The sequence below is a fragment of the Conexibacter sp. JCM 18997 genome, assembly GCF_055391915.1.
Window position 1 is genome coordinate 4,519,742 of the sequence record NZ_AP043885.1, and the last position, 25,611, is coordinate 4,545,352.

23 protein-coding genes are annotated in these 25,611 nt (G+C 73.1%); 16 read left to right on the forward strand and 7 right to left on the reverse strand.

The genetic code is table 11. The features are described from left to right. The 8 genes from ACZ5UI_RS22720 (at position 1) to ACZ5UI_RS22755 (ending at position 8,531) form a co-directional block, all read left to right on the forward strand. On the forward strand, positions 1-1,776 hold the full coding sequence (locus ACZ5UI_RS22720; RefSeq protein WP_464191339.1) for an acetyl/propionyl/methylcrotonyl-CoA carboxylase subunit alpha: 1,776 nt from the start codon (positions 1-3) through the stop codon (positions 1,774-1,776). Beyond that, positions 1,773-3,338 carry a carboxyl transferase domain-containing protein gene (locus ACZ5UI_RS22725; protein WP_464191341.1) on the forward strand — a complete coding sequence of 522 codons (1,566 nt, stop codon included), beginning with the start codon at positions 1,773-1,775 and terminating at the stop codon, positions 3,336-3,338. Before ACZ5UI_RS22720 ends, ACZ5UI_RS22725 begins: the two co-directional genes overlap by 4 nt. A 71-nt stretch (positions 3,339-3,409) precedes the next feature. Continuing rightward, positions 3,410-4,180 (forward strand): sigma-70 family RNA polymerase sigma factor, encoded by a 771-nt coding sequence (locus ACZ5UI_RS22730; protein ID WP_464191343.1) that lies wholly within the window; start codon positions 3,410-3,412, stop codon positions 4,178-4,180. Positions 4,181-4,256: 76 nt separating this feature from the next. Further along, positions 4,257-5,150: a sensor domain-containing diguanylate cyclase gene (locus ACZ5UI_RS22735; RefSeq protein WP_464191345.1), complete on the forward strand. Its 894-nt coding sequence runs from the start codon at positions 4,257-4,259 to the stop codon at positions 5,148-5,150. After that, entirely contained in the window at positions 5,147-5,887 is a 741-nt protein-coding gene (gene thiM / locus ACZ5UI_RS22740) for a hydroxyethylthiazole kinase (RefSeq protein ID WP_464191347.1), read from the forward strand. The genes ACZ5UI_RS22735 and thiM overlap by 4 nt, the downstream gene beginning before the upstream one ends. Before the next feature lie 30 nt (positions 5,888-5,917). Beyond that, on the forward strand, positions 5,918-7,162 hold the full coding sequence (locus ACZ5UI_RS22745) for an acyl-CoA dehydrogenase family protein (RefSeq protein WP_464191349.1): 1,245 nt from the start codon (positions 5,918-5,920) through the stop codon (positions 7,160-7,162). Next, positions 7,159-8,043: an alpha/beta fold hydrolase gene (locus tag ACZ5UI_RS22750; protein WP_464191351.1), complete on the forward strand. Its 885-nt coding sequence runs from the start codon at positions 7,159-7,161 to the stop codon at positions 8,041-8,043. The genes ACZ5UI_RS22745 and ACZ5UI_RS22750 overlap by 4 nt, the downstream gene beginning before the upstream one ends. Positions 8,044-8,174: 131 nt before the next feature. Continuing rightward, positions 8,175-8,531, forward strand: coding sequence for an ATP-binding protein (locus ACZ5UI_RS22755; protein WP_464191353.1), 357 nt, complete (start codon positions 8,175-8,177; stop codon positions 8,529-8,531). On the opposite strand, the gene ACZ5UI_RS22760 is transcribed toward ACZ5UI_RS22755, so the two are convergent. Beyond that, positions 8,532-9,995, reverse strand: coding sequence for a flavin monoamine oxidase family protein (locus tag ACZ5UI_RS22760; protein WP_464191355.1), 1,464 nt, complete (start codon positions 9,993-9,995; stop codon positions 8,532-8,534). Between the two features lie 74 nt (positions 9,996-10,069). Between ACZ5UI_RS22760 and acnA the strand changes: the two genes are divergently transcribed. Next, complete coding sequence (acnA, locus tag ACZ5UI_RS22765; protein ID WP_464191357.1) at positions 10,070-12,871, forward strand: aconitate hydratase AcnA; 2,802 nt, start codon at positions 10,070-10,072, stop codon at positions 12,869-12,871. Here acnA and ACZ5UI_RS22770 read toward each other — a convergent pair whose 3' ends face one another. Continuing rightward, a complete protein-coding gene (locus tag ACZ5UI_RS22770) occupies positions 12,872-13,264 on the reverse strand; it encodes a response regulator (RefSeq protein ID WP_464191359.1) in 393 nt (130 codons plus the stop codon). It lies immediately after the preceding gene. 55 nt (positions 13,265-13,319) lie between these two features. On the opposite strand from ACZ5UI_RS22770, the gene ACZ5UI_RS22775 reads away from it, so the two are divergent. The 3 genes from ACZ5UI_RS22775 to ACZ5UI_RS22785 are packed head-to-tail and all read left to right on the forward strand — an operon-like array spanning position 13,320 to position 16,131. Then, positions 13,320-14,381 (forward strand): M42 family metallopeptidase, encoded by a 1,062-nt coding sequence (locus ACZ5UI_RS22775; protein ID WP_464191361.1) that lies wholly within the window; start codon positions 13,320-13,322, stop codon positions 14,379-14,381. After that, positions 14,381-15,082 carry a haloacid dehalogenase-like hydrolase gene (locus ACZ5UI_RS22780; RefSeq protein ID WP_464191363.1) on the forward strand — a complete coding sequence of 234 codons (702 nt, stop codon included), beginning with the start codon at positions 14,381-14,383 and terminating at the stop codon, positions 15,080-15,082. Before ACZ5UI_RS22775 ends, ACZ5UI_RS22780 begins: the two co-directional genes overlap by 1 nt. A gap of 23 nt (positions 15,083-15,105) precedes the next feature. Beyond that, entirely contained in the window at positions 15,106-16,131 is a 1,026-nt protein-coding gene (locus ACZ5UI_RS22785; protein ID WP_464191365.1) for a 6-phosphofructokinase, read from the forward strand. Between the two features lie 78 nt (positions 16,132-16,209). Here the strand turns inward: ACZ5UI_RS22785 and ACZ5UI_RS22790 are convergent, their stop codons facing one another. Next, entirely contained in the window at positions 16,210-17,067 is an 858-nt protein-coding gene (locus ACZ5UI_RS22790; protein ID WP_464191367.1) for a DsbA family oxidoreductase, read from the reverse strand. 106 nt (positions 17,068-17,173) lie between these two features. Between ACZ5UI_RS22790 and ACZ5UI_RS22795 the strand changes: the two genes are divergently transcribed. Beyond that, positions 17,174-17,329 (forward strand): hypothetical protein, encoded by a 156-nt coding sequence (locus ACZ5UI_RS22795; protein WP_464191369.1) that lies wholly within the window; start codon positions 17,174-17,176, stop codon positions 17,327-17,329. Here ACZ5UI_RS22795 and ACZ5UI_RS22800 read toward each other — a convergent pair whose 3' ends face one another. The 3 genes from ACZ5UI_RS22800 to rpiA are packed head-to-tail and all read right to left on the reverse strand — an operon-like array spanning position 17,330 to position 21,461. Further along, entirely contained in the window at positions 17,330-19,096 is a 1,767-nt protein-coding gene (locus ACZ5UI_RS22800) for a S53 family peptidase (protein WP_464191371.1), read from the reverse strand. It lies immediately after the preceding gene. 44 nt (positions 19,097-19,140) lie between these two features. Beyond that, positions 19,141-20,799, reverse strand: a complete 1,659-nt coding sequence (gene ettA / locus ACZ5UI_RS22805; protein ID WP_464191373.1) for an energy-dependent translational throttle protein EttA — start codon at positions 20,797-20,799, stop codon at positions 19,141-19,143. A gap of 14 nt (positions 20,800-20,813) precedes the next feature. Further along, positions 20,814-21,461, reverse strand: a complete 648-nt coding sequence (gene rpiA / locus ACZ5UI_RS22810; RefSeq protein ID WP_464191375.1) for a ribose-5-phosphate isomerase RpiA — start codon at positions 21,459-21,461, stop codon at positions 20,814-20,816. A 25-nt stretch (positions 21,462-21,486) separates the two neighbouring features. On the opposite strand from rpiA, the gene ACZ5UI_RS22815 reads away from it, so the two are divergent. From ACZ5UI_RS22815 to ACZ5UI_RS22825, 3 genes are read left to right on the forward strand one after another with little or no spacing between them, the layout of a single operon-like run. Beyond that, entirely contained in the window at positions 21,487-22,731 is a 1,245-nt protein-coding gene (locus tag ACZ5UI_RS22815) for a J domain-containing protein (RefSeq protein WP_464191377.1), read from the forward strand. A 21-nt stretch (positions 22,732-22,752) separates the two neighbouring features. Further along, on the forward strand, positions 22,753-23,661 hold the full coding sequence (locus tag ACZ5UI_RS22820; protein ID WP_464191379.1) for a hypothetical protein: 909 nt from the start codon (positions 22,753-22,755) through the stop codon (positions 23,659-23,661). Then, positions 23,661-24,563, forward strand: a complete 903-nt coding sequence (locus ACZ5UI_RS22825) for a hypothetical protein (RefSeq protein ID WP_464191381.1) — start codon at positions 23,661-23,663, stop codon at positions 24,561-24,563. The genes ACZ5UI_RS22820 and ACZ5UI_RS22825 overlap by 1 nt, the downstream gene beginning before the upstream one ends. A 12-nt stretch (positions 24,564-24,575) precedes the next feature. Here ACZ5UI_RS22825 and ACZ5UI_RS22830 read toward each other — a convergent pair whose 3' ends face one another. Continuing rightward, positions 24,576-25,568, reverse strand: a complete 993-nt coding sequence (locus ACZ5UI_RS22830; protein ID WP_464191383.1) for a hypothetical protein — start codon at positions 25,566-25,568, stop codon at positions 24,576-24,578. Positions 25,569-25,611: the final 43 nt, after the last annotated feature.

Consider the following 25,611-nt stretch of genomic DNA (forward strand, 5'->3'; position numbering starts at 1 on the left):
GTGCAGGACCTGGCCCCGATCCTGATCGCCAACCGCGGCGAGATCGCGGTGCGCGTCGCGCGCACCGCGCAGCGGCTGGGGCTGGCCACCGCCGGGGTGTTCACCGCCGCCGATGCCGGCGCGGTGCACGCGCGGGCCGTCGACCTGGCGATCCCGATCGACGCCTACCTGGACGCCGACGAGCTGCTGCGCGCGGCGCGCGAGGCGGGCGCGCGGTCGGTGCATCCCGGCTACGGCTTCCTGTCGGAGAACGCGGCGTTCGCCCAGGCCGTTCGCGACGCCGGGCTGACCTGGATCGGACCGCCGCCCGAGGCGATCGAGCTGGTCGGCGACAAGGGCCGCGCGAAGGAGACCGCCGCCGCGGCCGGCGTCCCCACGGTGCCCGCGGGCGACGACGGTGGATATCCGGTGATCGTCAAGGCGGTGGCCGGCGGCGGGGGCAAGGGCATGCGGGTGGTGCGCTCCGCCGACGAGCTGCCCGAGGCGATGGCCGCCGCGGGGCGCGAGGCCAAGGCGGCGTTCGGCGACGACCGGGTGCTGGTCGAGCGCTACCTCGAGCGCCCGCGCCACATCGAGGTGCAGGTGATCGCCGACGCCCACGGGGCCGTGCTACATCTGGGCGAGCGCGAGTGCTCGCTGCAGCGCCGCCATCAGAAGGTCATCGAGGAGGCGCCCTCGCCGGTCGTGGACGGCGAGCTGCGCGCGCGCATGGGCGCCGCGGCCTGCGACCTGGCCCGCAGCGCCGGCTACGTCAACGCGGGCACGGTCGAGTACATCGCCGTCGACGGCGAGTTCTTCTTCCTGGAGATGAACGCCCGCCTGCAGGTCGAGCACCCGGTCACCGAGGCGGTCACCGGGCTGGACCTGGTCGAGCTGCAGCTGCGGGTCGCCGCGGGCCAGTCGCTCCCGCTGTCGCAGGACGAGGTCCGCCTCGACGGCCACGCGGTCGAGGCGCGCCTGTACGCCGAGGACGCCGCCGCCGGCTTCCTCCCGTCGATCGGCCGGGTGATCGCCTACCGCGAGCCCGACGGGGAGGGCGTGCGCGTCGACAGCGGCATCGCCGCGGGCAGCGAGGTGACCTCCGACTACGACCCGATGCTGGCCAAGGTGATCGCCCACGGCCCCGATCGCGCGACGGCCCTGGCCCGCCTGGAGCGCGCGCTGGCCCACACGCTGGTCGTCGGTCCCACGACGAACGCCGCCTACCTGCGCGCGCTGATCAACCGTCCCGAGGTGCGCGCCGGCGACATCGACACCGGCCTGATCGAGCGCCTGGGCGACGAGATCGCGCCGCCCCCGCCCGCCGCCGACCTGCCCGCGCTGGCGGTCAGCGCGCTCGTCGGCCCGCCGCCCACCGACGACCCGTGGGACGCGCGGGACGGCTGGCGCGTCGGCGGCCGCCACGTCCCGGCCGCGCTGCGCCTGGCCGACCACGGGCTGGTCGCCGCCGCGCGGCGCCCGGTCGAGACGTTCCGCGACGACGACGCCGTGTGGGTGGTCGACGACGGCGTCCCGCACCGGTTCGCCCCCGCGGTGGATCTGGCCGGCGAGCACGCCGGCGGCGGGTCGCTGGACGCGCCGATGCCCGGCACCGTGCTCGACGTGCGCGCGGCCAGCGGCGACGCGGTGGCCGAGGGCGACGTCCTCGTGGTGCTGGAGTCGATGAAGATGGAGCTGACGATCGTCGCGCCCACCGACGGGACCGTGGGCGACATCCACGTGTCCGTCGGCGACCGCGTGGCCCGTGGGCAGGCGCTGCTGGAGGTCACCGAATGAGCACGATCCTGCACAGCCGCGCGCGCGCCGGCACGCCCGAGTTCGACGCCAACCAGGCCGCGCACCTGGCGCTGATCGCCGACCTCGACGCGCGCATCGCGCGGGCCGCGCTGGGCGGCGGCGAGAAGGCGCGCGAGCGCCACGTCGGCCGCGGGAAGCTGCTGCCCCGCGACCGCGTCGACCGCCTGTGCGACCCGGGTGCGCCGTTCCTGGAGCTCAGCCCGCTGGCCGCCGAGGACCTGTACGACGGGGACGCGCCCGGCGCCGGCATCATCACCGGCGTCGGGCGCGTGTCCGGGCGCGAGGTCGTCGTCGTCGCCAACGACGCCACCGTGAAGGGTGGCACGTACTACCCGATGACGGTCAAGAAGCACCTGCGCGCGCAGGAGATCGCCCTGCACAACCGGCTGCCCTGCGTGTACCTGGTCGACTCCGGCGGCGCCTTCCTCCCGCGCCAGGACGAGGTCTTCCCCGACCGCGACCACTTCGGGCGCATCTTCTTCCACCAGGCCACGATGTCGGCGCGTGAGATCCCGCAGATCGCGGCCGTGCTCGGCTCGTGCACGGCGGGCGGCGCCTACGTCCCGGCGATGAGCGACGAGACGGTGATCGTCCGCGAGCAGGGCACGATCTTCCTGGGCGGGCCGCCGCTGGTGAAGGCGGCCACCGGGGAGGAGGTCACGGCCGAGGAGCTGGGCGGCGGCGACCTGCACGCGCGCACCTCCGGCGTGGTCGACCACCTGGCCGACGACGACGACCACGCGCTGCGCATCGTCCGCTCGATCGTGGCCACGCTGCCGGCCAGGCCCGCCGCCCCCTGGGAGCGTCGGCCCGGGCGCGAGCCGGCGATCGACCCGAGCACGCTGCTGGGCGCCGTTCCGCCCGACAGCCGGACGCCCTACGACCCGCGCGAGATCATCGCCCGCCTGGTCGACGGCAGCGCGCTGCACGAGTTCAAGCCGACCTACGGCACCACGGTGGTCGCCGGGTTCGCCCACATCCACGGCCACCCGGTCGGGATCGTGGCCAACCACGGGATCCTGTTCAGCGAGAGCGCGCTGAAGGCGGCGCACTTCGTCGAGCTGTGCGACCAGCGCCGGGTGCCGCTGCTGTTCCTGCAGAACATCAGCGGCTTCATGGTCGGGCGCGACTACGAGGCGGGCGGGATCGCCAAGGACGGGGCCAAGATGGTCGCCGCGGTGTCGACCGCGCGGGTGCCCAAGCTGACGGTGATCGTGGGCGGCAGCTTCGGGGCCGGCAACTACGGCATGTGCGGCCGCGCCTACGACCCGCGCTTCCTGTGGATGTGGCCCAACGCGCGCATCTCGGTGATGGGCGGCGAGCAGGCGGCCACCGTGATGGAGACCGTCGGCCAGGCCGAGGTCGGCGCGCAGCTGCGCGAGCAGTACGAGCGCCAGGGCCAGCCCTACTACTCGACGGCGCGGTTGTGGGACGACGGCGTGATCGACCCGCGCGACACCCGGCGGATCGTCGGTCTGGCGCTGGGCGCTTGCGCCAACGCGCCACTTGTTGAGCGCTCAGCGCCCGTTTTCCGCATGTGACGCCGTTGCCGGTTGCGGCGGTGTCCGCAGAGGACTACGGTGGCGTTCCCGGCCGAGGAAAGGTCAGTCGAGTGACCAGCACTGCGGGATCACACCGCGCGCGGGAACGTCGGTGGCAGGAGCTCATCCTCCGCTACCAGACCGGTGACCGTGCGGCCGGCGACCAGTTGGTCACCGAGGCGATGCCCTTCGCCCGCTCGATGGCCCGCCGCTACTCCACCAGCGCCGATCCCGAGGATCTGCTGCAGGCCGGGATGCTCGGGCTGACCAAGGCGATCGGGGCCTACCGGCCGGGCGCGGGCGCCTCGGTCAGCGCCTACCTGCTGCCCTGCGTGGCCGGCGAGATGCGTCGCCACCTGCGCGACCACGGCTGGGCCGTCCACGTCCCGCGCCCGTTGCAGGAGGCCGCGCTGCGCGTCTCGCGGGGCACCGACGACCTGACCGCCGAGTACGGACGGGCCCCGACCGTCCCGGAGCTGGCCTTCACGCTGGGGATGACGGAGGAGGCGGTGCTCGAGGGGCTGGCCGCCGGACAGGCCTATCGGGCCGGCTCGCTGGACGCGCCCGCGCCCGGTGACGGCGACGGCCTGCTGTCCGATCGACTCGGGGGCCTCGACCACCGGCTGGAGTGGGCCGAAGGGCGCACGCTGCTGCACCAGGTGCGCGACCACCTCGACCAGCGCGAGCGCCTCGTCCTCAGCCTGCGCTTCGATGCCGACCTCACCCAGCTGGAGATCTCGCGCGAGGTGGGGTGCTCGCAGATGCAGGTGTCCAGGGTCCTGCGCCGAGCGCTGGCCAAGATCCGCGCGGAGGCTGACGGACCGCAGAAAAATGCCGCGTAAACCGGACTAAGCGAATGTCCTATTCGCTGTTGAACCGAATTCTAGGAAAGAATGCGGTGTGGACCTTCGCCCCGACGTGCGTGCACGCCTCATCGCAGACCCGGATCTCGGCCCGTACGTGGCCGAGCTCGAGGACCTGCGTGAGGCCTTCCAACTGGCGCCCATGGGGCTCGCGCTGTACTGCACCGACGGCCACGTGATCCGGGCCAACTCGGCCATGTGCCACATGCTCGCGCGGACCGAGGAGAACCTCGTCGGCCTGCACTGGAGCGACTTCACGCACCCCGGTGACGTCGCGCTCTGCCAGCAGCTGATCGAAGGCGCGCTGGCCGGCGAGGTCGAGGGCTTCCACGTGCAGAAGCGCTACCGGCGCGGCGACGACACGATCATGTGGGGCACGATGAACGTCTCCCTGCTGCGCGACGCCGAGGGCCGGCCCCGCACGTTCGTCGTCCAGGTCGAGGACATCTCCGAGCGCCGCCGCCTCGAGGCCGACCTGCGCCACGCCGCCGATCACGACGCGCTGACCGGCCTGCCCAACCGCCGCCGGCTGATGCGCGAGCTCGACCACCAGATCTCCCGCTGCGAGCGCTACGGCGACCGCGCCGCCCTGGTGCTGCTCGATCTCGATCACCTCAAGCAGGTCAACGACACCCAGGGCCACCCGGCGGGCGACGACCTGCTCAAGCGGGTGGCCGGCGCGCTCTCCTCGCGGCTGCGCTCCTCCGACGTGCTGGCCCGCGTCGGCGGCGACGAGCTGGCCGCGCTGCTCGTCCACCTGAGCGCGCAGGAGGCGCTCGCCGTCGCCGTCGAGCTGGTCGAGTCGGCGCGCATGGTCGACGGCAGCGTCAGCGCGGGCGTGGCCACGATCGGCCCGGACTGCGCCGGCTCGGAGGCGGTCATCGCCGCCGCCGACCGCGCGCTGTACGCGGCCAAGCGCGCCGGCCGTGATCGCGCGATGCTCGGATGACCGGCGACCTGACCCAGCTGCGCGAGCGCGCGCCGCTCACGCACTGCCTGACCAACGCGGTCGTCCAGAACTTCACGGCCAACGTGCTGCTGGCCGCCGGTGCGGCGCCCGCGATGGTGCCGGCCGCCGAGGAGGCCGGCGACTTCGCCCGCATCGCCGACGCGCTGCTGATCAACGTCGGGACCGTGACCGCGCCCGAGGCGGAGTCGATGCGCATCGCCGTCGCGGCCGCGCGGGAGGCGCACACGCCCTGGGTGCTCGATCCCGTCGCCGTGGGCGCGCTGACCCTGCGCACGAGCCTGGCCGGCGAGCTGGTCGCCCTGGGCCCGACGATCGTGCGCGGCAACGCGTCGGAGATCCTGGCGGTCGCGGGCGCGGCCGGGGGCGGGCGGGGCGTCGACTCGACCGCCGGCGTGTCGGAGGCCGTGGGAGCGGCTCGCGACCTGGCCCGCCGGACGGGCGCGGTCGTCGCCGTCAGCGGCGTGATCGATCACGTGACCGACGGGCGCACGGTGGTGGAGGTCCCCGGTGGGGACGTGCTGCTGACCAAGGTGACCGGCGCGGGCTGCGCGCTGGGCGCGCTGATGGCCGCGTTCTGCGCGGTCAGCGCGACGCCGCTGGACGCCGCGGTCGCGGCCTCGCAGCTGATGGCCACCGCGGCCGAGCGGGCCGCGGCCAACGCCCGCGGGCCGGGCAGCTTCGCCGTGGCCCTGCTGGACGAGCTGTCCGCGGCCTAGCACGTAGACGTCACCGTTTACACTGCGGCCATGGCAGCCACCACCGAAGCGGCGACCCAGCCGGCCTTCTCGCTCGAGCTCAACGACGACCAGCGCGACGTGCAGGCCTGGGTCCACGGCTTCGCCGAGAACGTCGTGCGTCCCGCCGCCCACGAGTGGGACGAGCGCGAAGAGACGCCGTGGCCGGTCATCCAGGAGGCGGCGAAGATCGGCCTCTACGGCTTCGAGGGGCTGGCCTCGTTCTACGCCGACGAGAGCGGCCTGACGCTGCCGATCGTCAACGAGGAGCTGTTCTGGGGCGACGCCGGCATCGGCATGGCGATCATGGGCACCTCGCTGGCCGTCGCGGCGATCTTCGGCCAGGGCACCGGGGAGCAGATCGGCCAGTGGATCCCGCGCTGCTTCGGCACGCCCGAGGACGTCAAGGTCGCGGCCTTCTGCTCGTCCGAGCCCGACGCCGGCTCCGACGTCTCCGCCGTGCGCACGACCGCGCGCTTCGACGAGGCCACCAACGAGTGGGTGCTCAACGGCCAGAAGGCGTGGGCCACCAACGGCGGCATCGCCGACGTGCACGTGGTGATCGCCACCGTCGACCGCGAGCTCGGCTCGCGCGGGCACGCCGCGTTCGTCATCTCCAAGGACGAGACGAAGGGCATCGAGCAGGGCGCCAAGGTCAAGAAGCACGGCCTGCGCGCGTCGCACACCTCCGACGTCCACCTCGACGACTGCCGCATCCCGGCCGACCAGGTGCTGGGCGGCAAGGACAAGCTCGACGAGCGGCTGGCCCGCGTGCGCGAGGGCCAGCGGTCTCGCGGCCAGGCCGCGATGGCCACCTTCGAGGCCTCCCGCCCCGTCGTCGGCGCCCAGGCGCTGGGCATCGCCCGCGCCGCGTACGAGTACTCGCTCCAGTACGCCAAGGAGCGCACGCAGTTCGGCCGTCCGATCATCGACAACCAGGCGATCGCCTTCGCCCTGGCCGACATGAAGATGGAGATCGACGCCGCGCGCCTGCTCGTGTGGCGCGCCTCGTGGATGGGCCGCACCGGCAAGCCGTTCCACAACGCCGAGGGCTCGATGAGCAAGCTGAAGGCCGGCGAGGTCGCCGTGTGGGCGACCGAGCGGGCGATCCAGATCCTGGGCGGCAACGGCTACACGCGCGAGTTCCCGGTCGAGCGCTTCCACCGCGACGCCAAGATCTACACGATCTTCGAGGGCACCTCCGAGATCCAGCGCCTGGTGATCAGCCGGGCGATCTCGGGTATCCAGATCCGGTGAGCACGGTTCGCCTGCACGGGCGCGGTCTGCGGTACCGACGCGCCGGCGCAGGGCCGCCGCTGCTGCTGATCCACGGCATCGCCAGCGAGGGCGACACGTGGGACGCGCTGTTCCCGCTGCTGGCCGAGCACCACGACGTGATCGTGCCCGACCTGCCCGGGCACGGCGGCTCCGACGGGCCGATCGGGGACTACTCGACCGGCGCCTACGCGTGCGTCCTGCGGGATCTGCTGGAGGTGCTCGACGTCCCGCGGGCGACGCTCGTCGGCCACTCGCTGGGCGGCGGCGTGGCCATGCAGTTCGCCTACCAGTTCCCCGAGTACATCGAGCGGCTGGCGCTGCTCAACAGCGGCGGCCTGGGCAAGGAGGTCAGCCCCTGGATGCGCGCCGCGGTCCTGCCCGGCGCCGAGCTGGTGGTGCCCGTGCTGGCCTCGGGCCCGATGCGGTTCGGCGGGCGCCTGGCCGGCAAGGCCCTGGGCGCGCTCGGCCGCCCGCCCTCGACCGACCTGCGCGAAGGGGCGCGCTCGCTGGCCGGTCTCAGCGACGCCGGCGCCCGCCGGGCGTTCCTGGGCACGGTGCGCACGCTCGTGGGCACCGGCGGTCAGATCGTCAACGCCAGCGACCGCCTGTACCTGACCGAGCTGCTGCCCAGCCTGCTGATCTGGGGGGCCAAGGACCAGATCATCCCGCTGGCCCACGGCCTGGCCGCCCACGAGGCGATGCCGGGCTCGCGCCTGGAGGTGCTCGATCACGCCGGACACTTCCCGCACATCGACGATCCCCGGGCGGTGGCGACGCTGATCGGCGAGCTGGTCGCCACCACGCCGGCGGCGCCGTTCGACCGGGCCGACCTGCGGCGGCGCATGCTGGCCGCCGGCTGAGCACCGTCGACTCTGGCTGGATGGGCTGTCATCCTGCACGTCGACGCATGGAATCCGGATCGTCGGGAAGCCAAGAGGACATGCCGCTCATGGCCACGCAGCCCAAGTCCCTCACGATTGAGCTGCCACCAGTGCCAGAGTCGGCGCGCCGCGCGCGCCGCGCCCTGATGGCCGGTGGGCTCGACCCCGACCTCGATCACACCGTTTCGCTGCTGGCCACCGAGCTGGTGACCAACTGCGTCCGCCACGCGGGCGTCGACAGCGACATCCGCATCGAGGCGGCGCTGGCCGAGGGCTACGCGCGCATCGACGTGATCGACGGCGGCTCGGGCTTCGACCCCGAGGTGCGCCACGACGTCAACGGCTTCGGCCTGCGCCTGGTCGACAAGCTGGCCTCGAGCTGGGGCGTCGAGCGCGAGGCCACCGGCACCCGCGTGTGGTTCGAGGTCGACCGCCGCCGGCGGCGCTTCGAGCGCGCGCGCCGCTGACTACAGGTCGCCCAGCGCCTCCTTGGCCGCGCGCCGTCCGGAGCTGACCGCGCCGTCCATGTAGCCGTTCCAGTAGGTCGCCGTCTCCGCGCCGGCCCACTTGATGCGCCCGATCGGCTCCCGGATCGCCGTGCCGAAGTCCGACAGCACGCCCGGCGGGGTGAAGCCGACGTAGCACCCGCGCGTCCACGCCTCGGCCGACCAGTCCTTCTCGACGTACTGCGTCGGCTTCAGCGCGGCGTCGCCGAAGAACTGGGCGAAGTTGCGCAGCACCGCGGCCTTGCGCTCGGCGGCCGGGCGGCGGCTCCACACGCGCGCCTCGTGGCCCTCGATGAAGCCCAGCAGCACGCCCGGCTTGCCGTCGGGCGGCGAGTTGTCGTAGGTCAGTCGGATCGGCGACGTGTCGGCGTTCGTGTAGCCGGCCAGCCCATCGGCCCGCCAGAACGGCGTGGGGTACACGGCCTCGCACTTGATCGCGTTGCCCTGCGGGAAGCGCTGGGTCAGCTGCGCGCGCTCGGCGGGCAGGATCGGGTCGTAGTCGATCAGCGCGGTCAGCGCGGGCGGCCCGGTGACGATCACCTGCTTGGCCCGCACGGCCAGCTGGTCGCTGATCACCTGCACGCCGCCGCGCACCTGCGCGATCCGCCGCACCGGGGCGTTGAGCACCACGCGGCGGCCCAGCACGCGGGCCATGCGGATGCTCAGCAGCTGGGAGCCGCCGACGAAGCGCGACTCCTGTGCGCCGCCGGTGGTGTTCAGCAGCCGGTTGAAGTCGGCCGGCACCTTCCCGTTGCCCGCGGCGGCGATGTAGAACAGGACGTGCAGCAGCGAGACGTCGCGCGGCTCGGCCGCCCACACCGACTCGATGCCCAGGTCGAGCAGGAAGCGCCCGCCCGGCGTGCTCGTGTTGGCCAGCTTCCACGTCTCGGCGGTCTGGCCGTCGTAGGTCAGCGCGTCCGGCGCGGTCCACGGGGCGTCGACGGGGATCGTCGAGGCCAGCTGGTTGAGCTTGAGGATCGCGGTCGCCGCGTCGGCGATGTCGGGATCGGGCGGCAGCAGCGTCGTGGTCGAGAACGTCGAGCGCTGCCCGTTGCGCAGGTAGACCGCGTCGCCCTCGAAGTAGGTCTTGAACGTGTCGACCTTCAGCTCGCGGGCCAGGCCGAGCAGGGCGTCCTGCGTGGGGCCGACCCACTGGCCGCCGATCTCGACGACCTCGCCGCCGCCGATGCTGTGGTTGAGCGTGCGCCCGCCGACCCGATCGCGCGCCTCGAGCACCACGACGGAGTGCCCGGCGGCCGCGATCGCCCGCGCGGCGGCCAGGCCGGCCAGGCCCGCGCCGACCACGGCGACGTCGACCGTGCGACCCGCGCGGCGGGCCGCGGCGGTGGCGGTGGCGGGGAGTGCGGCGCCCGCCGTGGCGACGGCGCCGGCGCCGAGCAGTCGGCGCCTGGTCAGGGAAGGCATCGCGCAACCCTAATCGCGAAGCGGTTCGTGGGACACTGTTGGGCATCCCTCCACCAGGAGATAAGAGAGAAACCGTGTCCGAAAACTCCTTTGACGCCCGTGCCACCCTCCGCGTCGGCGATCGCGAGCTCGAGTACTTCCGTCTCGACGCGCTCCAGTCGCAGTACGACGTCGCCCGTCTGCCGTTCTCGCTGAAGATCCTGCTCGAGAACCTGCTGCGCACCGAGGGCAACGGCTCCGTCACCAAGGACGACATCCTCAAGATCGCCACCTGGGACGCCAAGGCCGAGCCTTCCGAGGAGATCGCCTTCTCGCCCGCGCGCGTGATCCTGCAGGACTTCACCGGCGTTCCCTGCGTCGTCGACCTCGCCGCGATGCGCGACGCGATGGCCGACATGGGCGGCGACCCGGGCAAGATCAACCCGCTGGTCCCGGTCGAGCTGGTCATCGACCACTCCGTGCAGGTCGACGTGTTCGGCAGCGCCGACGCGTTCGTGCGCAACGCCGAGCGCGAGTTCGAGCGCAACGAGGAGCGCTACGCCTTCCTGCGCTGGGGCCAGGACGCCTTCGAGAACTTCGCCGCCGTCCCGCCGGACACCGGCATCGTCCATCAGGTCAACATCGAGTACCTGGCCCGCGTGGTCTTCGAGGCCGACGGCGTCGCCTACCCCGACACGCTGGTCGGGACCGACTCGCACACGACGATGGTCAACGGCCTGGGCGTGCTGGGCTGGGGCGTGGGCGGCATCGAGGCCGAGGCCGCGATGCTCGGCCAGCCGATGTCGATGCTGCTCCCGCAGGTGCTCGGCTTCAAGCTGTCGGGCAGCCTGCCCGAGGGTGCGACGGCCACGGACCTGGTGCTGACCGTCACCGAGATGCTGCGCAAGAAGGGCGTCGTCGGCCGCTTCGTCGAGTTCTTCGGCCCGGGCGTCGCCGCGCTGCCGCTGGCCGACCGGGCCACCCTGGGCAACATGTCGCCGGAGTTCGGCTCGACCTGCGCGATCTTCCCGATCGACGCCGAGACGATCCGCTACCTCGAGTTCACGGGCCGCCCCAAGGACCAGCTGGAGCTGGTCGAGGCCTACGCGCGGGCCCAGGGCATGTGGCTCGACGACGACTACGAGGACCCCACGTTCTCCGACACCCTGGAGCTGGACCTGGCCGACGTCGTGCCCTCGATCGCCGGCCCGCGCCGTCCGCAGGACCGCGTCGTGCTGACCGAGTCCCAGGAGCGCTTCCGCGAGGCGGTCAAGGAGCACCTGCCCGAGGTCGAGACCGTGGCCGACGAGGCGTCCGCCGAGTCGTTCCCGGCCTCCGACCCGCCGGCCACCAACGGCGGCGGCAACCAGGACGATCACGCCGTCGAGGGCGCACCGTCCGATCCGGCGCCCGCGCAGGTCGCGCTGGCCGCCGACCCGGTCGCGGTGACGATGGCCGACGGCACCGCCACCGACCTCGACCACGGGCGCGTGGTGATCGCCGCGATCACCTCGTGCACGAACACCAGCAACCCGTCGGTCATGCTCGGCGCCGGCCTGCTGGCCAAGAAGGCGGTCGAGAAGGGCCTGAGCAGCAAGCCGTGGGTGAAGACCTCGCTGGCCCCGGGCTCCAAGGTGGTGACCGAGTACTACGAGCGTTCCGGGCTGAACGAGTACCTCGACGAGCTCGGCTTCAACCTCGTCGGCTACGGCTGCACGACGTGCATCGGCAACTCCGGCCCGCTGCCCGACGAGATCTCCGCCGCGGTGCAGGAGAACGACCTCGCGGTGGTGTCCGTGCTGTCGGGCAACCGCAACTTCGAGGGGCGCATCAACCCCGACGTGAAGATGAACTACCTGGCGTCGCCGCCGCTGGTCGTGGCCTACGCGCTGGCCGGCACCATGGACATCGACCTGCTCAACGACCCGCTCGGGCAGGACCGCAACGGCGACGACGTCTACCTGCGCGACATCTGGCCCTCCGAGCAGGAGATCGCCGAGACGATCGAGTCGGCCGTGCAGGCGGACATGTTCCGCAAGAGCTACGGCGACGTGTTCGAGGGCGACGAGCGCTGGCGCGGGCTGGACGTCCCGACCGGCGACCGCTTCGCCTGGGACGACGACTCGACCTACGTGCGCCTCCCGACGTTCTTCGAGGGCCTGTCGCCCGATCCGGCCGAGCTGACCGACATCACGGGCGCGCGCGTGCTGGCCAAGCTGGGCGACTCGGTCACCACCGACCACATCTCGCCGGCCGGCTCGATCAAGAAGGACGGCCCGGCGGGCAAGTACCTGCAGGAGCACGGCGTGGCGCCCAAGGACTTCAACTCCTACGGGTCACGGCGCGGCAACCACGAGGTGATGATGCGCGGCACGTTCGCCAACATCCGCCTGCGCAACCAGCTCGCGCCGGGCACCGAGGGCGGCGTGACGCGCTACCTGGCCGACGGGTCGGGCGCCGAGATGTCGATCTACGACGCCTCGATGAAGTACCAGGAGGAGGGCATCCCGCTCGTCGTGCTCGGCGGCAAGGAGTACGGCTCGGGCTCGTCGCGCGACTGGGCGGCCAAGGGCACGAACCTGCTCGGGGTCAAGGCGGTCCTGGCCGAGTCCTTCGAGCGCATCCATCGCTCCAACCTGGTGGGCATGGGCGTGATTCCGCTGCAGTACGCCGACGGCGAGAGCGCGGAGTCGCTCGGGCTGACCGGCGAGGAGACGTTCGAGATCACCGGCATCGCCGAGAAGCTCAACGCGGGCGAGGCGCCGCCGCGCGACATCACGGTCAAGGCCGGCGACAAGGAGTTCACCGTCCGCGTGCGCATCGACACGCCCAAGGAGGCGCTGTACCTGCGCAACGGCGGCATCCTGCAGTACGTGCTGCGCCAGCTGAACGGCTAGCTACGCGGTTCCGGCGTCGGCGGCCCGGTCCGGCCGGGCCGCCAGCCGGATCGCGTCGAACAGCTCGGGGAGGTCGGTCGCCTTGTCGATCGCCCCCCGGGCGCCCGCGTCGAGCGCGGCCGCGGCCAGCTCGGGCGAGTGGTCGGCCGAGATCAGCAGCACCGCGGCCGGGGCGGGCTCGCGACACAGCGCCCGGCACAGGTCCAGGCCGTCGTGCTCGCCCAGGCGGGCGTCGACCAGCACCACGTCCGGCCGCGTGCGCCGCACCAGCGCGATGGCGTCGTGCGGCCCGACGGCGGCGCCGACCGCGACCATCCCCGGCTCGGCGCGCAGGACGGCCTCCAGCCCGGCCCGCACCACCGGGTGATCGTCGACGACGAGGACGCGGATCACGGACCCGATTGTCCCAGGCACTTCCGCGCGATTCGGTACGGGTAGCCTCACCGTCATGCCGATCCCGTCGCTGCTGTCCGATCTGCTGACCACCGCCGGCCCCTCGGGCTACGAACGCGCCGCCGCCGAGGTGTGGCGCGCCTCGGCCCGCGAGTTCAGCGACGACGTGCGCGCCGATACGGTCGGCTCGTCGGTCGCGATCGCGCCGGGCACCGCCGGTGGCCCACTGACCGCCGTCGTGGGCCACATCGACGAGATCGGCCTGATCGTCACCTACGTCGACGACGAGGGCATGCTGTGGTTCACCAGCGTCGGCGGCTGGGATCCGGTGATCCTCGTCGGCCAGCGCCTCGAGCTGCAGACGCAGAACGGCCCGATCCCTGGCGTCGTGGGCAAGAAGCCGATCCACCTGCTCAAGCCCGACGACCGCAAGAAGGCGCCGGAGCTGACCGACCTGCACATCGACATCGGCGCCAAGGACGGCGACGAGGCGCGCGAGCTGGTGCGCGTCGGCGACGTCGCGGTGATCGCCGGCGAGCCGGTGCAGCTGCCCAACCAGCGCATCGCCTCGCGCGCGCTGGACAACCGCCTGGGCTCCTACGTCGCGCTCGAGGTGGCCCGCCGCGTGGCCGGCGCGGGTGGCGCACCGGGCGACGTGGCCGGCGTCGCCGTGGCCCAGGAGGAGACGACCTTCGCGGGCGCGCGCACGACCGCGTTCTCGCTGAACCCCGCGGTGGCGATCGTCGTCGACGTGACCCACGCGACCGACGCGCCCGGCATCTCCGTGCGCGAGGAGGGCAAGCACCCGCTGGGCAGCGGCCCGGTCATCACCCGCTCCTCGACGCTGCACCCGGTGATCTTCGAGCTGCTCTACGAGACGGCCAAGGCCGAGGGCATCGAGGCCACGGTCCAGTCCAGCTCGGGGCGCGGCACGGGCACCGACGCGGACGCCTTCCACATCGCCCGCGGCGGCATCCCCTGCGGGCTGGTCTCCGTGCCGCTGCGCTACATGCACTCGCCGGTGGAGATGTGCCAGCTCGACGACGTCGAGGCGACGATCGCGTTGATCGCCGCGTTCACCCAGCGGATCACCGCCGAGACCGACCTCCTGCGCTGATGGCCGCGCCGACCGACCTCCTGCTGCTGTTCGACATCGACGGGACGCTGCTGCGCCGCGCCTCGCGCGAGCACGCCGTCGCGCTGCACGAGGCGATGCACGCGGTCTACGGGGTGGACACGCAGGGCGTGAAGGTCGAGGCCGCCGGGCGCACGGACATCGAGATCGCCCGGGCGACGCTGCTGTCGGTCGGCGTGTCGGCGCTGCGCATCGAGGAGCGCTTCGGCGCGTTGCGCGAGGCCAGCACCGAGGCGTACGCGCGCCTGGTGCCCGACGATCTGTCGGCCACGATCTCGCCGGGCATGGTCGCGCTGCTGGAGCGCCTGTCGGCCCGCGACGACGTCGCGCTGTCGCTGGTCACCGGCAACCTCGAGCCGATCGCCCGCCTGAAGCTGCGGGCCGCCGGGCTGGAGCACTTCTTCCCCAGCGGCCAGGGCGGGTTCGGCTCGGACTCCGAGGACCGCACCGACCTGCCGCCGATCGCCCGTCGCCGGGCGGGCACGCGCGACGCGCCGCACCCACGCGAGCGCACGGTGGTGATCGGTGACACGCCGCGTGACATCGCCTGTGCGCAGTCCGACGAGCTGCGCGTGATCGCCATCGCCACCGGCCCGTTCAAGGCCGAGGACCTGGGCGCCGCCGACGCGGTGGTGTCCGACGCCGGAGCGCTCGGCGTCGAGCTGGATCGCCTGCTGGCCTGACGCGCGCTACCGTCGATCCCACGATGCGAGTGGGAATCCTGACCGGCGGCGGAGACTGCCCCGGACTCAACGGCGTGATCCGGGCGGTCGTGCGCCGCGCCCATGGCTACGGCGACGGCGTCGTCGGCTTCCGCGACGGCTGGCGCGGCCCGCTGGAGGGCGACACGATGCCGCTGACGATGGAGGCCGTGCGCGGCATCCTCCCGCGCGGCGGCACGATCCTCGGCTCGTCGCGCACCAACCCGTTCAAGCGCGACGACGGGATCGAGCGGATCCGCGAGACGCTGATCGAGCACTCGCTGGACGGGCTGGTGGCGATCGGCGGCGAGGACACGCTGGGCGCCGCGGCCAAGCTGCACGAGGCCGGCATCAACGTGGTCGGCGTGCCCAAGACGATCGACAACGACCTGGGCGGCACGGACCTGACCTTCGGCTTCGACACCGCGGTGCAGGTGGCCAGCGAGGCGCTCGATCGCCTGCACACGACGGCCGAGTCGCACCGGCGCGTGATGATCCTCGAGGTGATGGGCCGCCACGCGGGCTGGATCGCCTTCTACTCGGGCATCGCCGGCGGCGCGGACGTGATCCTCGTGCCCGAGCGGCCGTTCGACGTCGAGGAGATCTGCGCGCGCCTGGAGCGCCGCTTCGCGCTCGGCCGGCACTTCGGCATCGTCGTCGTCTCCGAGGGCGCGACCCCGGTGGGCGGCGACATCGAGGCGATGGGCGCGCAGACCGACGAGTTCGGGCACGCGCGCCTGGGCGGCGTGGGCCAGCGCCTGGAGGCCGAGATCGAGCAGCGCACGGGCTACGAGACGCGCACCACCGTGCTCGGCCACATCCAGCGCGGCGGCACGCCCACCGCGTTCGACCGGGTGCTGGCCACGCGCCTGGGGATCGCCGCGATGGAGGCGGCGCACGAGGGCCATTGGGGCACGATGGCCTCGTTGCGGTCGATGAACGTCGAGATGGTCGCGCTGACCGACGCGGTGCGCGAGCTGCGCACGCTGGGCGACGCGGAGCTGCACGTGATCGACGCGCTCGCGGCCTGATCGACGCCCCGCCCGCAGACGTTGGCGGAGATATCCGTGACCGTCACGGACAAATCCGCCAACCCCACGGGTGCGCGGCTAGTAGGCGAGCTCCCAGAGGACGCCGTTGCCCAGCGGGATGCTGCGGGCGACGCCCGCCAGCTGCTCGGTCGCCTCGTCGAGCGCGATGCCCATGACCACGGCGACCTCGGCGGCGGCCAGCGGCTCGCCCGCCCAGGCCAGCACCTCGGTGACCGACGCCGGGTTGGCCCGCCGCGGGACGTCGGGCAGGAGGTTGGCCAGCGCCACGTCGTAGACCGGCCACGGTTGGAAGCCCGGGATGGCCACCAACGCCGCCTCGTTGCCGTCGGGCACCAGCTCGTAGGACGGGCAGGTGTAGCGCCGCCCGTGCTCCCAGTCGGCCAGGCGCTCGTCCAGCACCAGCGCGGCGGGCGCCGGGTGGCGCGCGGCGGTGGCGTCGGCCTCGACGGCGGCCTGGACGTCGAGCTCGTCCATCCACGACGCCAGCTGGTTGGGCTCGATGCCCACGTCGCCGGCGGCGCCGTCGATCGTCGACTGCTCGTCGAGGTTCTCACCGGCGAAGTTGCGCAGGCGCAGGCGGCGCAGGATCGCGCCCTCCAGCTCGGGCGCGTGCAGGCGCGTGGCCACCACCGCCGTGCAGGCCGGCAGCGTGCCGGGCACGCGGTCGCGCACCTCGGTGAACATCGGCATGCCGTGCTGCTCGGAGAGCATCTTGGCCCCGCCGGCGATCATCTCGGGCTTGAGGCCCTTGGCCTCGTACTCCGCGGAGTCGCGGGCCAGCACGACCATGCGCCAGCTCCAGTCGAGGTCGTGGTCGGCGTACAGCCATTGCATGCGCCAGCGCGACGGCTCGGCGCTGAAGGCGAACGGGCAGCCTGGGTCGGTGAACTCGGTGATGCGAAGAATCGGAGGCACCCTCTCCACGGTAGTTCGGTGAGCCTGGCATCCTGGGGTGACCATGAGCTCACCCGCCCGACGCCCTTCGTCCACCCCTCGGCGCAAACGCGAACAGCGCGCCTACATGGCCACGATGGTCGGTGGCACGGCCGCGCTGGTCACCGTCGTCACCGCGCTGCTGGCGATCATCACCTCGTTCACGTGGACGATCCCGATCCTGGCCGCGATCGTCACCGTGATCTGCTGGTTCGCCTTCCGCAGCGCCACGGGCAAGCGCTGATCAGCGGGCCGCCCTGCGGCCCGCCGCCAACGCCGCGTCGCTGAAGCCGGCGATCTTCAGCGAGCCCCAGCCGCTGGCCAGGTCATAGCCGGGTCCGGTGACGCAGCAGCCCAGGCCGATGCCGCCGTTGGAGGCGATCGCCGGGCCGATGTCGTTGTTGCCCTGGACGACGTCGTTGACCACCTGCGCGCGCTGCGGTCCGGCGGCCAGCCGGTACAGCAGCGGGTTGATGAAGCCGACCGGCGGCTGGCCCGCGCGCGCGGCGGCCTGATCGGCCAGCGCGATGCCCGCCGCGGTCAGCGGCGACGCGGCGCTGGTGCCGCCGACCGTCGTCCACTGGCCGCCGACGTTGAGCGCGTAGCCCGGGAAGCGATCGCCCAGCGCGGCCAGGTCCGGCGTCGAGCGCGTCGAGTCGGTCGTGCGGTCGGGGTTGAGCACCGGCCGCTGCCACCACGGGCGGTTCCAGATCAGGCTCAGGCCGCCGCCCCCGCCGTAGGCGATGCCGGGCGCGTTGTTCCAGGCGATCTCGTCGACCAGCCGGTTGTCGGCGTCGAGCACGATGTTCGTGCCGCCCACCGACGTGATGTAGGGCGAGGAGGTCGGGAAGTCGACGGCCCGGAAGGGCATGGCCGAGCAGTCGGCCGCGCCCTGGTCGCCGGCCGCGTCGAGCACCGAGATGCCCGCGCCGGCGGCCACCGCGAGGATGTCGTTGGCGGCGTCCATCCACGAGCGCGAGCCGGACATCAGCGGCTCGCACAGGCCCAGCGAGCTGGACACGACGTTCGGCGTGCGGCCCGGGCGGCCGATCGCCTCGGCCAGCAGCCGCACGTAGCCGCCGTCCTGGAACTTGCCCTGGACGAGCTCGATGCCGCGCAGCCCGGGCGCGCCGGCGACCAGCATCTCCAGATCCAGCGTGGTCTCGCTGGCCCCGTTGCCCGGCTGGCCCAGCGCTTCCACCTTGGTCACCTGGATCGGCGGCACGCGCAGGTTGAAGCACGCGCCGAAGGCCCTCACCGCGGCCGGGTCGAAGCCGCCGATGTCGATCACGGCGACGCGCATGCCCTCGCCGCGCAGGCCGCGCGCGTGCATCGTCGCGTGGCCGTAGGCGGTCGTGTACTGGTTGGGCGTGTAGCCGTGCAGCTGGTCCGACAGCGGCGGGTTGGGGATCCCGGCCTGGGCGTTGACCCCCTCCGGGCACCCCTGCGGCGTCCCTGTGCGCACGCGGATCGAGCCGTAGTTGTCCAGCACCGCCTGCACCTGCTCGGGCGACAGGGTCAGCGGCTCCAGCGGCGCCTGTCGCGCGGTGGCCACCCCGTCCGGCTGCGGGGTCTTGGGCGCGCGGGCCACGCCGGCGACCGCCCCGCGCAGCGCGGGCGGCACGGGCAGTCGGCCGCTGCGGGCCGCCGCCGCCGCGCCGGCGCCCGCCGGGAAGGCCGCGCCGAGCGCGGCGCGCCCGCCGCGGGCGATCAGGTACGTGCCCGTCGGGCTGTCGGTGACCTGCAGCCCGTGGCTGCGCAGGTAGCGCCTGGCGGTCTGCCGATCGGCCCGCGACGCGCCGAACCGCTGGGCCAGCCGCTGCACGCTGGAGTACCGGCGGTACGTCGGCGACGTCGGGTCGGAGACCGACTTGACGAACGCGGCCAGCCCGGGCGGGTGGCGCAGCGAGAGCAGCACGTCGGACGTCGAGGACGCGGCCGAGGCCGCAGCGGGAGCGATGGCACAGGCGAGCGCCACGATGGCGATCGCGGCCCGGGACACGCGTGACATGCGCGGGGCGTTACCCGCAACGTGGGTCAGCGACCCACGGCGTGTCAGCTGCGCGTCAGCTTCTTGTAGGTGATGCGGTGCGGGCGGTCGGCCTCGTCGCCCAGCAGCGCGTGCCGGTGCTCCTCGTAGGCCTCGAAGTTGCCCTCGAACCACGTCACCTGCGAGTCGCCCTCGAAGGCCAGCACGTGGGTGGCGACGCGGTCCAGGAACCAGCGATCGTGGGAGATGACCACCGCGCAGCCGGCGAAGTCGAGCAGCGCCTCCTCGAGCGCGCGCAGCGTGTCGACGTCGAGGTCGTTGGTCGGCTCGTCGAGCAGCAGCAGGTTGCCGCCCTCCTTGAGCAGCTTGGCCAGGTGCACCCGGTTGCGCTCGCCGCCGGAGAGCTTGCTCACCTTGGACTGCTGCGTGGAGCCCTTGAAGTTGAACGACGACACGTAGGCGCGCGAGTTCATCTTGCGGTCGCCGACCTGGATCTGCTCGTCGCCGCCGGAGATGACCTCCCAGACGTTCTTGTCGGGATCGAGGTCGTCGCGCGACTGGTCGACGTAGGCCATCTGCACGGTCTCGCCGACCGTCAGCTTCCCGGAGTCGGGCTGCTCCTGGCCGGTGATCATGCGGAACAGCGTCGTCTTGCCGGCGCCGTTGGGCCCGATCACGCCGACGATGCCGCCGCGCGGCAGGTCGAAGCTCAGATCGTCGATCAGCAGGCGGTCGCCGAAGCCCTTGCTCAGGCCCTCGGCGCGCACGACCGTGTCGCCCAGGCGCGGCCCGGCGGGGATGTGGATCTGCACCTGGTCGATCTGGACGTTGCGGTCCTGGGCCAGCAGGGCCTCGTAGTTGTTCAGGCGCGCCTTGGCCTTCTTGCGCCGGCCCTTGGGGTTCTCGCGCACCCACTCCAGCTCGGACTCGATCGTCTTCTGGCGGGCCTTGTCGGTCCGCTCCTCCTGGGCCAGCCGCGCCTGCTTCTGCTCCAGCCACGAGGAGTAGTTGCCCTCGAAGGGCAGCCCGCGGCCGCGGTCGAGCTCGAGGATCCAGCCGGCGACGTTGTCGAGGAAGTAGCGATCGTGGGTGACCGCGACGATCGTGCCCGCGTACTCGGCCAGGTGGCGCTCCAGCCAGCCCACCGACTCGGCGTCGAGGTGGTTGGTGGGCTCGTCGAGCAGCAGCAGGTCGGGGCGGCGCAGCAGCAGCCGGCAGAGCGCCACGCGGCGGCGCTCGCCACCGGACAGCCGCGACACGTCGGCGTCGGACGGCGGCAGGCGCAGCGCGTCCATGGCCTGCTCGAGCTGCGCGTCAAGGTCCCATGCGCCCTTGGCGTCGATCTCCGCCTGCAGACGGGCGAACTCGTCGGCCGTCTCGTCGGAGTAGTTCATCGCCATCTCGTTGAAGCGATCGAGCAGCGCCTTCGTCTCGGCCACGCCGTCCTCGACGTTGCCCTTGACGTTCTTGGACTCGTCCAGCCGCGGCTCCTGCTCGAGCAGCCCGACGGAGGCGCCGGGGGCGAGCATCGCGTCGCCGCGGAACTCGGTGTCGCGGCCGGCCATGATGTTCAGCAGCGACGACTTGCCCGTGCCGTTGAGGCCGAGGACGCCGATCTTGGCGCCGGGCAGGAAGGCGAGGGTGACGTCCTTGACCACCGTCTTGTCCGGAGGGAACTCCTTGGTCAGACGGTGCATCGTGTAGATGTACTGGTGGCTGCTCATCGCTTCTCCGCAGGCTAGAGCGTGCGGTGTTCGACGCCGTCGGCGCCCGCGATGATCACGTCGCTGGTCAGCGTCGGTGGGAACAGCCCGTGGTCGACGATGCCCACCGTGTTGGCCAGGCGATCGGCCAGCGCCGCGGGATCGGCGGGGATGTCGCCGTGCCAGTCGGCGATCACGCCGCCGTCGGGGCTGGGCGGCCAGCCCGCGCGCACGACCGCCTGGGGCACGCGGCGCAGCGTCGAGGCCAGCCCGAACGCGTGCAGCTCCAGCGGGACCGGCCAGGTGAGGCGGTCGACGACCTTGTTCGCCGAGACGATCACGACGAACCGGTCGGCCGTGACGGCGACGAGCTTCTCGCGCGTGTGCGCGCCGCCGCCGCCCTTGATGAGCCAGCCGTCGGGCGCCACCTCGTCGGCGCCGTCGATCGCGATGTCCAGCTCGTCGAGCGCCTCGAAGGGCTCGACCGGCAGCCCCAGTTGACGCGCGACCTGCTCGGTCTTGGTCGACGTGGCCACGCAGCGCAGGCCCGTCAGGTCGCGGGCCGCGAGCGCCGGCAGCAGGAAGGCGACGGTCGAACCGGTGCCCAGGCCGACCCGCATCCCGTTCTCCACCAGCTGGGCCGCGGCCACGGCAGCGGCCTGCTTCTGAGCATCGGCGGACACGGCTTGCGACGGTACCCTAGGAGGGATGCCAGCGGTCTACGACATCGAGCAGGGGATCCTGCTTCTCGAGCTCGAACCGCCCTTCGACAAGCGCGACGTGCAGCTCGCCCGGCGCCGGTTGGCCAAGGTCTGGCACCCCGATCTGGCTCCGCCCGGCAAGCAGTTCGAGCACGAGCGTCATCTGAAGGCGATCAACCTGGCCGCCGACCAGCTCGAGGAGCTGGCCGAGGGCTCGCGCGGCGGCAAGGTCTCGCGCAACGCCGTCAAGGTCAACGCCGCGGCCGCGCGTGCCGCGCGCGCCGAGGAGGGCCGGCGCAACTACGAGCGCGAGCAGGCCCAGCGCGAGGCGGCGGCCGACCGCGCGCAGAACGACCCGTTCGGCGACCGCATGCCCGACCACTCGGTCGTGCACCGCTACGCGCGCTGCCTGTCCTATCCCGAGTGGGGCGTCGGCACGGTCTCGGGCATCTACTTCACCGGCGACGAGGACAACGTGCAGCAGTGGGCCCGCGTGGCCTTCCAGGTCGGCGTGCGCACGGTGCCCGCCGGCTCGTTGCAGTTCGTCGACTTCTCCAAGCCGGATCCGGGCGCCGACCGCGTCCAGCGGTTCCTCACCGCGGCGCAGCACGCGATGGCCGAGGGCGACTACAAGCTCGCGGCCAAGCGGCTGATCTACGCGCGCGACGCCGATCCCGTGAACCCGTCGGTGCTGCGGCTGATGACGCTGGCCTTCTGGCAGGGCGGCGACCTGCCCGCGGCCGGGCGCTCCGTGCGCGACTGGGCGCGCGTCGAGAACGACCGCCCGACGCCGCACCGCTTCGCCGCCCGCATCTACGAGGACATGGGCGCCATCGACCTGGCCGCCGAGGCCGCCGAGCGCGCCGTCGACCGCGGCCCGACCGATGCCGAGGCCTGGGCCCGCGTCGGTCGCCTGCGCCTGCGCCTGGGCGACCGCGATGCGGCGATCACCGCGCTCGAGCGCTCGCGCGAGCTGGGGCCGACCGTCGAGGCGCTGCTGGACCTGGCGCTGGCCTACCAGCTGGCCGGCGATGTCGGCGGCGAGGTGACCGCCTCCGGGCAGGCGACGCTCCTGGAGCCCGACAGCGCCGTGGCCTGGAAGCGCTACGCGCACGCGCTGGCCCGCACCGATCGCATCACGGACTGCCTGAAGGCCTGCGAGCGCGCGCTGCAGCTCGCGCCCGACGAGGAGGTCGCCGACCTGCTCGAGCGCACGCGCAAGGCGGTCCCGCGCGCGTTGCACGCCGCCTGACGCATCGGTAGCGTCGGTTCCATGGGGTACGAGCTGGGGCCGGGCTTCCAGCGCCGGCCGCCGCGCGGCTGGATCGCGGCACGCGCGTTCGCGGTGCAGCGCCGCATCCTGCCGGGCGGGATCGACGAGAGCGGCTCGCGCAACGCCGGCTGGGACCTGTCGCACAACGTGGCCTTCACCTGGGAGGTCCGCGTGGACGGGCGCGAGCCGGTGCGCTTCAGCGAGGAGCGTGCGGCGCCGGCCTGGGTCTACAGCCTGAGCCCGTCGGGGAAGCGCTGGTACAAGCCGCGGCTGCGCCCATCCTACGGCCTGGTGGAGTCGCTCGGCGTGCCGGGCGTCGTCGATCCGGCCGACCCGACGCGGCTGTGGATCGACTGGGACGCCGCCTACGCCGAGCACGAGGAGGCGTGGGAGCAACGTGGCCGGGTCGAGCGCGCGGTGGCCGAGCGCGACGGGGTGTGGGATCGCACCTTCCACCGGGTGTTCAACCCGCTGGAGGGCAAGCTGCGCGAGGGCGAGGAGGCGCTGGTCGAGGCCGAGATCGCCCGGCGTGCGGCCGAGCAGCAGCGGGTCCAGGACGAGGTGCTCGCGGCCCACCCGGAGCTGGCGGCCCAGGTGGCGGCCATGGACGCCGGGCCCGTGGATCCGGTGGAGAACGCCGAGCGCGAGCGACGCATGGCGCAGATCCAGCGTCTGTTGAAGAAAGGCCGCACGGCCAGCGCCGTCGTGGTCGATCAGGTCGACACCGGGCGCACGCTGGCCGGCGAGCACGTCGTGCACATCACGCTGGACGTGCACGACGGCGGCGACACGCGCCGCGTGGTCTACGAGCACCTGTGGGGCCCGCGCAGCCTGCCCAAGCTGCTGCCCGGCGCCACGATCGAGGTCAAGCTCGACCCTGGTGATCCCAACGTTCTCGAGCTCGCGTAGTGGGCTTCGAGCTCGGACCCGGCTTCCAGCGCCGCCCGCCGCGCGGGTGGGAGCCCGCGCGCGTGTTCGCGACCGACTGGTCGGTGCTGCCGCCCGCGCCGGACGAGTCGGGCTCGACCAGTCCCGCGCTCCTGGAGACGTCGGTGCGGATGGCCGTGACCTGGGAGCTGCAGGTTGACGGGCGCGCGCCGGTGTCGTTCGCCGAGGAGCGCAACGCGCCGATCTGGGTCTCCGAGCAGAGCGTCTCGGGCAAGCGCTGGTACAAGCCGCGGCTGCGTCCGTCCTACGGCCTGATGCGCTCGATCGGCCTGCCCTGCTTCGTCGATCCCGGAGATCCGACCCGGCTGTGGATCGACTGGGACGCCGCCTACGACGAGCACGAGGAGGCGTGGGAGCGCAAGGGCCGCATCGACCGCGAGATCGCGCGGCGCAACAACGCCTTCGACAACGTCACCAACCGCATCTTCAACCCGCTGCAGGGCAAGCTGCGCGAGGGCGAGGAGGCGCTCGTCGACGCGGAGATCGCCCGGCGCGCGGCCCGCGACGAGCGCATCCGCGACGACATCCTGCAGGCCAACCGCGAGCAGATGCGCGCGCAGGGGATCGAGCCGGTGACCGCCGGCGACCACGCGACGCAGGGCGAGCGCATCGCGCGGCTGGAGCGGCTGAAGAAGGAGGGCCGCAAGGCCGGCGCGGTCATCGTGGAGCACACCGAGACCGGTCGCTCGCTGGCCAACATGCCGGTCGTCCAGATCACGCTCGACGTCGAGGAGGGCGGCCTGACCCGGCGCGTGACCTACGAGCACATCTGGGGCCCGCGCCACCTGAAGGCCTTCCCGCCGGGCAAGCAGGTGACGGTGCGGGTCGACCCCAACGACCCGCACCTGGTCGAACTCGCCTAGTGACTCAGGGCACTAGTGCGGCTCGAAGCCCGGCTCCTTGGGGGCCGGCGGCGGGTCGTCGCGCCGTGGCGCCTGCCCGCGATGCTTCTTGCGCTTCTTGGCCTTCGGCTGGTCCGGGTCGGCCCGCTGCGGCGTGGTCTGGCCGTGGCCGTCGGGCCGCTCGGGTGCGGTCGTCGGCGGGTCGTTGCGCGCCGGCGTGCGGCCGCGGTGGCCCTGTGAGGACTGCTTCGTGTCGGTCGGCGGGTCCTGGCGGGTGGGCTTGCCGCCGCTGTGGCCGCTGGTCTGCTCCTCGGAGCGGTTGGGCGGGTCGCTGCGGGTCGGCTTGCCGGAGCGGTGACGCTTGGAGCGCTTGCGCGGCGCCTTCGGCTCGGGGCGCACGCTGGGCCGCGGGCCGTGGCCGGTCGGGTCCGAGCCGGTCGGGCGGGTCGGACCGCCCTCGCCCTGCACGGTCGGCCCGTCGTAGCCCGGCGTGGGTGTGACCGGCGTCGTCGGCGTCGGGGTCGAGGTGGGCGGGCAGGGGACGTCGGGGGTGGACGCGGGCACCGCGGGACAGCGGTCCTGGCTCTCGTCGCCCAGGCCGTCGCCGTCGGCGTCGCGCTCGACGTCGGCGTTGAGCAGCAGCTCGCGACCGGCCACGGGTGCGGCCGGCGCGGCCGCCAGGTCGGCCAGCGCGGGGGAGAAGGTCGCCGCCGTGTAGGACGTGTCGGCGCCGTAGCCGTGGAAGACGGCGCCGCCCGCGCGATCGCGATCGAGCGCCAGCACATCGCCGGCCACGACCGGGATCTGGGCCGCGAACTCGTAGCGCACGTCCTGCCCGGGCGCGTGGTAGCCCGACAGCGGCTTGGGCTCGGAGGCGGCGATCGGCGTGTAGGTCCCGTCGGGCGCCGGGCGCAGGATCCGCAGGCGCACCCAGCCGCGCGTGGCTGCCCGGACCCGCCAGCGGGTGATGACCCCGTCGGAGGGGATCGTGGCGCCGGCCAGACCGCCGGGGCGCGTCACCTGCATCTCGGTGCAATAGGCGTCGCAGCGCGTGAACAGATCGGCGCGC

Bases quoted from the DNA above. Each gene is read 5' to 3' on its own strand.
- ACZ5UI_RS22725 (WP_464191341.1), top strand. From the start codon at position 1,773: ATGAGCACGATCCTGCACAGCCGCGCGCGCGCCGGCACGCCCGAGTTC.
- thiM (WP_464191347.1), top strand. From the start codon at position 5,147: ATGACCGGCGACCTGACCCAGCTGCGCGAGCGCGCGCCGCTCACGCAC.
- ACZ5UI_RS22745 (WP_464191349.1), top strand. From the start codon at position 5,918: ATGGCAGCCACCACCGAAGCGGCGACCCAGCCGGCCTTCTCGCTCGAG.
- ACZ5UI_RS22760 (WP_464191355.1), bottom strand. From the start codon at position 9,995: ATGCCTTCCCTGACCAGGCGCCGACTGCTCGGCGCCGGCGCCGTCGCC.
- ACZ5UI_RS22775 (WP_464191361.1), top strand. From the start codon at position 13,320: ATGCCGATCCCGTCGCTGCTGTCCGATCTGCTGACCACCGCCGGCCCC.
- ACZ5UI_RS22780 (WP_464191363.1), top strand. From the start codon at position 14,381: ATGGCCGCGCCGACCGACCTCCTGCTGCTGTTCGACATCGACGGGACG.
- ACZ5UI_RS22785 (WP_464191365.1), top strand. From the start codon at position 15,106: ATGCGAGTGGGAATCCTGACCGGCGGCGGAGACTGCCCCGGACTCAAC.
- ACZ5UI_RS22795 (WP_464191369.1), top strand. From the start codon at position 17,174: ATGGCCACGATGGTCGGTGGCACGGCCGCGCTGGTCACCGTCGTCACC.
- ACZ5UI_RS22800 (WP_464191371.1), bottom strand. From the start codon at position 19,096: ATGTCACGCGTGTCCCGGGCCGCGATCGCCATCGTGGCGCTCGCCTGT.
- ettA (WP_464191373.1), bottom strand. From the start codon at position 20,799: ATGAGCAGCCACCAGTACATCTACACGATGCACCGTCTGACCAAGGAG.
- ACZ5UI_RS22815 (WP_464191377.1), top strand. From the start codon at position 21,487: ATGCCAGCGGTCTACGACATCGAGCAGGGGATCCTGCTTCTCGAGCTC.
- ACZ5UI_RS22820 (WP_464191379.1), top strand. From the start codon at position 22,753: ATGGGGTACGAGCTGGGGCCGGGCTTCCAGCGCCGGCCGCCGCGCGGC.
- ACZ5UI_RS22830 (WP_464191383.1), bottom strand. From the start codon at position 25,568: ATGCAGGTGACGCGCCCCGGCGGTCTGGCCGGCGCCACGATCCCCTCC.